Origin of the sequence: Thioalkalivibrio sp. ALE19, assembly GCF_000428605.1 — a bacterium.
In the GTDB taxonomy this organism is placed as follows: domain Bacteria; phylum Pseudomonadota; class Gammaproteobacteria; order Ectothiorhodospirales; family Ectothiorhodospiraceae; genus Thioalkalivibrio.
Genome location: NZ_AUAG01000014.1, coordinates 89,023 through 95,210, shown reverse-complemented (window position 1 = coordinate 95,210; position 6,188 = coordinate 89,023). Strand labels below are relative to the sequence as shown.

The following is a 6,188-nucleotide window of genomic DNA, read 5'->3' as shown; positions in this document are numbered from 1 at the left end:
CGGCCTGAGGCCGGCGGGTCCATCACGAAACCGGCTGACCCACCCGCAGCCGACGTATGAACCCCGCATCCGTGTCTTCGGGACAGGGCATGAGAGGCCGGTGAGGAGAACCCCTGGCGCTCCTATGAGGCATCCCTTCCCCGGAAGGGCTGACCCTCGCCCGTAGAGAAGGGCAGCTCCGCGACGAAGTGAAGTCCGGTCGGTAACCAACCCGCGTATATCAGAGTGATCCACCGTCGCAATCCGCTTCTCGTGCCCTGCCTCGAAGGCATGGAAAACAGGAGGTCTCGATCGAACACTACAGCCAACCGTTGACAGGTCAATCCATATCAGGAGGCCAGCCCTCTGGCCGATCCGGCACCGACCGATCCGGCACCGACCGATCAGGCACCGCATGAGCCCCCGCAGCCCCATCACCCTCCCCTGGCTGGACCCGGATCACCCGGAGGCGCCGTTCCCGCCGGCGGAGACCGCGCTGGACGAGCCCAACGGCCTGCTCGCCGCCGGCGGCGATCTCTCGGTGCCGCGCCTGGTCAACGCCTACCGCAGCGGGATCTTCCCCTGGTTCGAGGCCGGCCAGCCGATCCTGTGGTGGAGCCCCGACCCGCGGGCGGTGCTGGAACCACGCGCCTTCCGCATCCGCCGCTCGCTGCGCAAGACCCTGCGCAACGCCGGCTACACCGTCACCTTCGACCGCGCCTTCGAGCGCGTGATCGCCGGCTGTGCCGGCCCGCGCGCCCGCTCCGCCGGCACCTGGATCACCCAGAGCATGCAGGAGGCCTATACCGCGCTGCATCGCGTGGGCCATGCGCATTCGGTGGAGGTGTGGGACGGCCCGCGGCTGATCGGCGGGCTCTACGGGGTGGCCGCGGGCCGGCTGTTCTGCGGCGAGTCCATGTTCAGCCTCGAGCGCGACGCCTCGAAGATTGCCCTCGCCTGGCTGTGCCGCCACATGGTGGCCCGGGACTGGCCGCTGATCGACACCCAGATGGCCACCGAACACCTGGTGAACCTGGGCGCGATCGAAACCCCGCGCGACACGTTCCTGCGCCGGATCCGCCCCCTGGTCGCCGACCGGACCGTGCCGCCGCCGGGCCCCTGGACGCTCGACCCGGACCTGCATCCGCTGGACCCGGAGTGGTAGACCCCGGGCAGACCGTCACTGGCGACAAAACGGCCCCACCTGCCAGAACCGTCGGCAGCGGAACTCGGACTCGCAGCTCTCCAGCTGGCTCGCATAGCGACTGGCGCGGTCACGCACCTGACGCGCGGCGCGCTGCACCCCGGGCTTGCCGCGATAGCTGCCGCGGTTATAGCCGCCCTGCCCCTCGTGGTAGGCGAGATACAGGTGCTCCGGGTTATGCAGGGAAACCCCGGTCATGCGCCGGGTGCGCTCGTTGTACCAGCCGATGAAGTCGGTCGCGTGCTTCATGTGCGTGCGCCGGGCGAAGCGGCTGCCGGCGTCCTCGCGGTATTCGCCCCAGACGGGGTCCTGGGCCTGGGCATAGCCATAGGCCGAGGACGGCCGGCGCCACGGGATGATCCCCAGCAGGCGCTCGCGCGGCGGGCGCACGTGGCTGCGGAACGAGGACTCCTGCTGGATGATCGCCATCTGCGTGGCAATGGGCGTGCCCCATTGCTCCTGGGAGTCCAGGGCGTAGTCGTACCAGCGCGGTTCCTCGCGGAAGATCTCGCAGATGTTGCTCTGATCCTGCGGCGGCGAGGGCGAGAGCATCGCGCAGCCGCTGGCCGTCAGCACCAGGGCCAGCAGGGCCAGGGCCCGCATTGCCAGTCGTGAGTTCACCCCGATCTCCGTATTCTTCCCTTGCGATCCGCGCAGTATAGGACAGCACGCACCGGCCGGGCAGTTGCGGGAGACGCCGGGGGCGTGTTCCATTCTGCCGACCCATCCCATTCGGCCGAACAAAGGATCCGCACATGAGCGACAACCCCACCGCAGGCTTCCGCTTCAACCACACCATGCTGCGCGTGAAGGACCCCGACGCGTCGCTGGATTTCTACCGCCGCGTGTTCGGCATGGAGCTGGTGAAGACCCTGGACTTCCCGGAATTCGAGTTCACGCTGTATTTCCTCGCGCGTCAGGACGACGACGAACCCGCCCCGCCGCAGGACGAGGGCGAACGCACCCGCTGGATGTTCAGCCAGCGCGGCATCCTCGAGCTGACCTACAACTACGGCACCGAGAAGGATCCGGACTTCCACTACCACGACGGCAATGCCGAACCGCAGGGCTTCGGCCACATCTGCTTCTCGGTGCCCGACCTGGACGCCGCGGTGCGCTGGTTCGACCAGAACGATGTGGAGTTCGTGAAGCGCCCCGACGAGGGCGGGCTGAAGGATATCGCCTTCGTGAAGGACCTCGACGGCTACTGGATCGAGATCCTGGAGCCCGCGCGCCTCACCGGCCTGGGGCGCTGATCCCCCGCCACCCCGAAGCCCCCTGACAGCCCTCGCCGTCCCCCGGATTCCGGGGGGGCGGCTTGCTTCGCCCGTGATACTGTACAAATATACAGTATATGGACGAACGCGCACCCGAAGCCGACACCGCCCCGGCCTTTGCCGAGCTGACGGCGCTGAGCAACTTCTCGTTCCTGCGCGGGGCCTCGCACCCGGAGGAGCTGGTGGAGCGCGCGGCGGCGCTGGGCTATCGCGCGCTGGCGCTGACCGACATCGCCTCGCTGGCGGGCCTGGTGCGCGCGCACGAGGCGGCGCAGCGCACCGGCGTGCACCTGATCGCGGGCGCCCGCCTGCGGCTGGCCGACGGCCCCGAACTGACCGTGCTGGTGCGCGACCGCACGGGCTATGCCGCCCTGTGCCGCCTGATCACCACCGCGCGCGGGGCCGCGGACAAGGGCGAGCACCACCTGACCCGGGCGGATCTGGAGGCAGTCCCGGAAGCGGAGCGCGCCGGCTGGCACGTGCTGCTGCATCTGTGGCCGGAATCCGACACGGCCGATCCCGACGACGCAGCGGCCTGGCTGCGGGCATGGGCCGCGCCCGGGCAGGGACATCTGGCGGTGGCGCTGCTGCGGACGCCCGGGGATCCGGCGCAGATCGCCCGGGCACGGCATCTCGCGCAGGAACACGACCTGCCGGTGACGGCCTGCGGCGACGTACACATGCATGCCCGCGGGCGGCGCGCGCTGCAGGACGTGCTGACCGCGCTGCGCCACCGCTGTACCGTGGCGCAGGCGGCCGACCGGCTGTTTCCCAACGGCGAACGCGGCCTGCGCCCGCGCGCGGACCTGGCCACGCTGTATCCGGCCGCCTGGCTGCACCACGCGGTCGCCATCGCCGACGACTGCCGCTTCTCCCTGGACGAACTCGAATACCACTACCCCACCGACCCGCTGCCGCCCGGGCGCACCGCCACCGAGTACCTGCGCGAGGAGAGCCTGCGCGGGGCCCGCAAGCGCTGGCCCGACGGTATCCCGGAGGCGGTGCAGGCGCAGATCGAGCGCGAGCTGGGCATCATCGCCGAGCTGGGCTACGAGCCGTATTTCCTCACCGTGTACGACATCGTGCGCTTCGCGCGCAGCCGCGGGATCCTGTGCCAGGGCCGGGGTTCGGCGGCCAACTCGGCGGTGTGCTATGCGCTGGGCATCACCGCGGTGGACCCGTCACGCTCGAGCATGTTGTTCGAGCGCTTCATCTCCGCCGAGCGCGGCGAGCCGCCGGATATCGACGTCGACTTCGAGCACGAGCGCCGCGAGGAGGTGATCCAGTACATCTACCGGCGCTACGGCCGCGACCGCGCGGCGCTGGCCTGCACCGTGATCCGCTACCGCCGCCGCAGCGCCCTGCGCGACGTGGGCCGGGCGCTGGGACTCTCGCGCGCGCGCCTGGATGCGCTGACCGCCAACCTGGCCGGCTGGGACGAAGGCATCCCGCCCGAGCGCCTGCGCGAGGTCGGCCTAGAACCCGACGGCGGCCTGGCCCGCCAGTGGCAGGCCCTGACCGCCGAGCTGGTCGGCTTCCCGCGGCATCTGTCGCAGCACACCGGGGGCTTCGTCATCGCCGCCGGGCGGCTCGACGAGCTGGTGCCGATCGAGAACGCGGCGATGCCCGAACGCAGCGTGATCCAGTGGGACAAGGACGACCTCGACGCCGCCGGCCTGCTGAAGATCGACGTGCTGTCGCTGGGGATGCTCTCCTGCGTGCGCCGCGCGCTGGAGCTGATGCACCGGCACCGCGGCCGCGACTGGGGCCTGGCCGACATCCCGGCCGAGGACCCGGCGGTCTACGCGATGCTGCAGAAGGCCGACAGCCTGGGGGTGTTCCAGATCGAGTCGCGCGCGCAGATGAGCATGCTGCCGCGGCTGAAGCCGAAGAACTTCTACGACCTGGTGATCGAGATCGCCATCGTGCGTCCCGGCCCGATCCAGGGCGAGATGGTGCATCCCTATCTCAAGCGCCGGGCACACCCCGAGCGGGTGCGCTTCCCCAACGCGGAGATCGAGCGGGTGCTGGGGCGCACCCTGGGCGTGCCCATCTTCCAGGAACAGGTGATCGAGCTGGCGATGGTGGCGGCCGGATTCTCCGCCGGCGAGGCCGACGGGCTGCGCCGCTCCATCGGGGCCTGGCGCCGCCGCGGGGATCTCGGGCGCTGGCGCGAGCGGCTGCTGGAGGGGATGCGCGAGCGCGGCTATTCCGCCGAGTTCGCCGAGCGGCTGTATCGCCAGATCCTGGGCTTCGGCGAATACGGCTTCCCCGAATCGCACTCCGCCAGCTTCGCGCTGATCACCTGGGTTTCGGCCTGGCTGAAGTGCTTCGAGCCGGCGATCTTCGCCTGCGCCCTGCTCAACAGCCAGCCGATGGGCTTCTACGGCCCGGCGCAGATCGTGGCCGATGCCCGCCGTCACGGCGTGGAGGTGCGCCCGGTGGACGTGAACCACAGCCAGCCGGAATGCAGCCTCGAGGCCGCCGGCGACTCACCGGATACGCCGGACGCGCCGGACGTGCCGGATGCCCCGCTGGCCCTGCGCCTGGGCTTCAACCGCGTCCAGGGCCTGCGTCGGGAGGTCGCCGAACGCATCCACGCAGCCCGCGCCGAGGGCCCGTTCGCCGACGTGCCCGAGCTGGTCGCGCGCGCCGGCCTGAGCCGTGCCGAGGCCGGCCGGCTGGCGCGCGCCGGGGCCCTGGCCGGGCTGGCCGGCAACCGCCATCAGGCGCGCTGGGCCGCCGATGCGGTTGAGGCCCCGCTGCCGCTGTTCGAGGGCCTGCCGCAACACGCCGAGCCCGCCGACGCCCCGCACGAGCCGAACGAGCCGCGCGAGCCGGGGCAGGCCGGGGACGACGCCCGCACGCCCCTGCTGCCGGTGCCCGACGCGGTGGACGACCTGGTCCAGGACTACGCCACCACCGGCCTCACGCTGGGGCCGCACCCGCTGGCCCTGCTGCGCCCGCAGCTCGAACGCCGACGCCTGCCGGATTCCGCGACGCTGGGGGCGCGGCGACGCCCCGGCCCGGCGCGCTACGCGGGTCTGGTGATCACCCGCCAGCGCCCGGGCTCGGCCAACGGCACGGTGTTCCTGACCCTGGAGGACGAACACGGCACGCTGAACGTGATCGTCTGGCCCGACCGCGTGGAACGCTTCCGCGCCGAGGTCCTGCGCGGCCAGCTGCTGGAGATCGACGGCGAATGGCAGTGGGCCGACGGCGTCGGCCATCTGGTCGCCCGCCGCCTCACCGACCGCAGCACCTGGCTCGGCGACCTCGTCACCCGCTCCCGCGACTTCGGCTAAGGACCAGCTCCTAGGAAGCGGCGGTATCCACGGAGAAGCTCTCGCCGCAGCCGCATTCGGCGGTGACGTTCGGGTTGTGGAAGACGATTTGCCGGGTCAGCCCCTCCGCCTGGAAGTCGATCTCCGTTCCGCGGATGAATTCGAAGCTCTTCGGATCGACATGGACGTCGAGGCGTTCATCCACGCGGAACACCAGATCATCGGGTCGCGGCTCGCGGACCAGGTCCACCGAATACATCCACCCGGAGCACCCGGTGCGTTTCACTTCAACGCGAAATCCGACGGCCTCGGGGTCACTCTCCATCTGTGCGAGGATGTGCCGGACCGCATCGTCGGTCGCGCGAATCCGGTCGCTCTCCGGAATGCGGGCGGTCTCGGCGGTCGCGTCGGCGATGTTCGAATTCATGGCTACACCTCTCTGGC

General features: G+C 70.8%; 5 protein-coding genes. 3 read left to right on the top strand and 2 right to left on the bottom strand.

Going from position 1 to position 6,188, the window contains the following annotated elements:
* Nucleotides 1-394: 394 nt before the first annotated feature.
* Nucleotides 395-1,144 (top strand): leucyl/phenylalanyl-tRNA--protein transferase, encoded by a 750-nt coding sequence (gene aat, locus F787_RS0107490; protein ID WP_028491794.1) that lies wholly within the window; start codon nucleotides 395-397, stop codon nucleotides 1,142-1,144.
* Between the two features lie 15 nt (nucleotides 1,145-1,159).
* Here aat and F787_RS0107485 read toward each other — a convergent pair whose 3' ends face one another.
* Nucleotides 1,160-1,786 (bottom strand): hypothetical protein, encoded by a 627-nt coding sequence (locus tag F787_RS0107485; RefSeq protein WP_019021931.1) that lies wholly within the window; start codon nucleotides 1,784-1,786, stop codon nucleotides 1,160-1,162.
* Nucleotides 1,787-1,938: 152 nt separating this feature from the next.
* Between F787_RS0107485 and gloA the strand changes: the two genes are divergently transcribed.
* Nucleotides 1,939-2,439, top strand: coding sequence for a lactoylglutathione lyase (gloA, locus tag F787_RS0107480; RefSeq protein WP_019589660.1), 501 nt, complete (start codon nucleotides 1,939-1,941; stop codon nucleotides 2,437-2,439).
* A gap of 98 nt (nucleotides 2,440-2,537) precedes the next feature.
* Nucleotides 2,538-5,765 carry an error-prone DNA polymerase gene (locus tag F787_RS0107475; RefSeq protein WP_028491793.1) on the top strand — a complete coding sequence of 1,076 codons (3,228 nt, stop codon included), beginning with the start codon at nucleotides 2,538-2,540 and terminating at the stop codon, nucleotides 5,763-5,765.
* 10 nt (nucleotides 5,766-5,775) lie between these two features.
* Here F787_RS0107475 and F787_RS0107470 read toward each other — a convergent pair whose 3' ends face one another.
* On the bottom strand, nucleotides 5,776-6,171 hold the full coding sequence (locus F787_RS0107470) for an iron-sulfur cluster assembly accessory protein (RefSeq protein ID WP_018870136.1): 396 nt from the start codon (nucleotides 6,169-6,171) through the stop codon (nucleotides 5,776-5,778).
* Nucleotides 6,172-6,188: the final 17 nt, after the last annotated feature.

Excerpts from the sequence above, each read along its gene's own strand:
- F787_RS0107475 (WP_028491793.1), top strand. The coding sequence starts at position 2,538 with ATGGACGAACGCGCACCCGAAGCCGACACCGCCCCGGCCTTTGCCGAG.
- F787_RS0107470 (WP_018870136.1), bottom strand. The coding sequence starts at position 6,171 with ATGAATTCGAACATCGCCGACGCGACCGCCGAGACCGCCCGCATTCCG.
- F787_RS0107485 (WP_019021931.1), bottom strand. The coding sequence starts at position 1,786 with ATGCGGGCCCTGGCCCTGCTGGCCCTGGTGCTGACGGCCAGCGGCTGC.
- gloA (WP_019589660.1), top strand. The coding sequence starts at position 1,939 with ATGAGCGACAACCCCACCGCAGGCTTCCGCTTCAACCACACCATGCTG.
- aat (WP_028491794.1), top strand. The coding sequence starts at position 395 with ATGAGCCCCCGCAGCCCCATCACCCTCCCCTGGCTGGACCCGGATCAC.